3 protein-coding genes are annotated in these 2,483 nt (G+C 66.8%); all 3 read right to left on the bottom strand.

Translation table 11 applies throughout. From position 1 onward, the window contains the following. Window positions 1-1,052: CoB--CoM heterodisulfide reductase iron-sulfur subunit A family protein (locus FJY73_14305; protein MBM3321833.1), on the bottom strand; the 1,052-nt coding region annotated here is incomplete at its 3' end. Then, window positions 1,049-2,245, bottom strand: a complete 1,197-nt coding sequence (locus FJY73_14300) for a (Fe-S)-binding protein (GenBank protein MBM3321832.1) — start codon at window positions 2,243-2,245, stop codon at window positions 1,049-1,051. The genes FJY73_14305 and FJY73_14300, both read right to left, overlap by 4 nt. Then, on the bottom strand, window positions 2,242-2,483 hold a 242-nt coding region (locus tag FJY73_14295; protein MBM3321831.1), incomplete at its 5' end, for a hydrogenase iron-sulfur subunit. The genes FJY73_14295 and FJY73_14300, both read right to left, overlap by 4 nt.

Raw genomic sequence — 2,483 nt, 5'->3', positions numbered from 1 at the left:
TAGCCGTACTCGTCTTGCTCGCGCGGGTCGTACACGTCAAGTCCCGTGGCGACGACGACCGTACCGACCTCGATGTCGAGGAAGCGGTCCTCCATGTCGAGGTCGATGCACTTCTTGTCGCACACCTCGACGCACTTGCCGCATGCGATCGGCCGAACCCCGAGACAGTCGCTCATGTTGAGCGCGTACGACGAAGGGACCGCCTGCGGGAAGGGGAGGTAGATCGCCTTTCTCGAGGAGAGGCCCTGCTGGTACTCGTCGGGCACGACGACGGGGCATACCTTCGCGCACTCGCCGCAGGACGTGCACGCCTTCTCGTCGACGTAGCGCGCCTTGCGGCGGATCCGCGCGCGGAAGTTGCCGACGAACCCGGAGATCTCCTCGACCTCGCTGTATGTCAGAAGCTCGACCTTCGGATGCCGACCGGCATCCATCATCTTAGGGCCGAGAATTCATATGGAGCAGTCCATCGTCGGGTACGTCTTGTCGAGGGCGGCCATGATCCCGCCGATGGTCGGCTCCTTCTCCACGAGATACACCTTGTGGCCGAGATCGCCGAGATCGAGCGCCGCCTGGATCCCCGCGACGCCGCCCCCGATGACGAGGGCCGCTCCGGTGACCGGAAAGACCGCCTCGTCCTGCGGCTGAAGGCGGGACGCGCGAGCGACCGCGCTCCTCACGAGATCCTTCGCCTTCTCGGTCGCGCCGGCGCGATCCGCCTGGTGCACCCAGGAGCAGTGCTCGCGGATGTTCGCCATCTCCATGAGGTAGGGGTTAAGCCCTCCCTCGGCGACGCACTTGCGGAAGGTCGGCTCGTGGATCTTCGGAGTGCAGGAGGCGACCACGACCCGGTCCAGGTTGTGCTCGGCGATCGCCTTCTTGATCTCGTTCTGTCCGGGATCGGCGCAGGTGTAGCGGTTGCGGATCACCGCGACGACCCCCGGAAGGGTCTCGGCGTAGCGGGAGACCTCGGCGGTATCCACCACGCCGGCGATGTTCAATCCGCAATCGCAGACGAACACGCCGATCCTGGGGAGTTTCTGCACCATCATTCGCCTCCTTGAGCCGCCGCCGGGGCGGCCGCCTTCTCCAGGGCCTCGGCGACGAGGACCGCGAGGTCCTCGGTCCGCATTCTCTTCATCGGTTCGCGGCCGTCTACACGGGCGCGGCGCGCATCTTCCTCTTGGGCACAGGTGAAATGAATCCGGCATTTCGGGCAAGCGGTGACGAGAAGCTCGGCGCCGGTCGCGCGCGCCTCGGCGATGCGGATAGTCTGCAGGCGGCGCGACTCGGCGTCGCAGTGCTGGAAGCCGGACGTGCCGCAGCAGCGTGCGTTCCCCGCGGAGAGCGACATCTCCTCGAGACGGAGGCCCGGGATCGCCTCGAGAACGGCGCGCGGATCGACGACCACGCCGAGATGGCGCGAAAGGCGGCACGGATCCTGGAACGTCACGGTCGTCTCCGCATCGGCCGTCCCCTGTTCGATCCCGAGCTCCTTCAGGCGGCCCGCGAGAAACGTCGCCAGATGAACCACTTCGTATTTGAAGTTTTTGAGCGTCTCAGGATACGAGAGGGCGAGAGTTCGGGCGCACTCCGCGCACGCGGTCACGATCGTCTTCGCCCCCGTCTCCGCGAAGAGGGCCGCGTTCTTCTCGGCGAGCGCTCGGTAGCTCTCCGGATCCCCCGCCCAAAGGAGGTCGTGGCCGCAGCACACTTCCTCGGCGCGCACGACCGGCTCGATCCCGAGCCGGTTCAGGATCCGGACGGCGCTTCGTGCGATGTCGGTCGAGCGGATGCCGAGGTCCGCGTACACCGCATCGAAGAGCGGGAGACAACCGACGAAGAGGAGGACATCCCCCTTCTCGGCGACGCGGAGATCTTCGCTCAGCCACTCGAGCCTCTTCCGCGCGGATCCGCCTGAGGCCATGAGCCGGGTCGCCTGCATGAGAACCTGGTGATGCGGGCAGGAGGCCCGCTCCTCCGGCGGGAGAAGAGCGCGCACCTCGCGCACGAAGTCGACGAACGCCACTCCCTCGGGGCAGCGCTCCTCGCACGCGCCGCAGGTGAGGCACTTCCGCACGAGGATTCGGCCGTCGGTCTCGAGATCGGTGAGCGCGCGCGCGACGAGACGGCGCGGAGAGTGCCCATGCTCCAACTCGGCGAGGGGGCAGTTCCCGGTGCATTTCCCGCACGCGAGGCAGAGGGTCGCCTTGGTCCGCCTCGCCAGTTCTTCGAGCCGTATCATGAACGTCCCCCCGCGCCGACTAGATCATTGAGAATTAAAGGATCGCCCTCGCGGCCTTCCGACCAGTCGCTACGCACGCGATCCGGGTCGATTCCGCATATCCGGAGAAGCGCGCGGGCAAGCTCGACCTGATCGGCGGCGATGCCGGCCCCGTGCTCGAATCGGCACCGATCCTCGGCGCAGCCGGCGACGAGGACCTCTTCCGCTCCGGCGTGAATCAGCTTGAGAATCGTCCCCG

It is taken from the genome of Candidatus Eisenbacteria bacterium (assembly GCA_016867715.1).
Taxonomy (GTDB): domain Bacteria; phylum Orphanbacterota; class Orphanbacteria; order Orphanbacterales; family Orphanbacteraceae; genus VGIW01.
The sequence above is the reverse complement of the archived record's forward strand: the minus strand, read 5'-3'. Positions and strand labels throughout refer to the sequence as shown.

Coding starts and splice junctions, on each gene's coding strand:
- FJY73_14300 (MBM3321832.1), bottom strand. CDS start 2,245: ATGATACGGCTCGAAGAACTGGCGAGGCGGACCAAGGCGACCCTCTGC.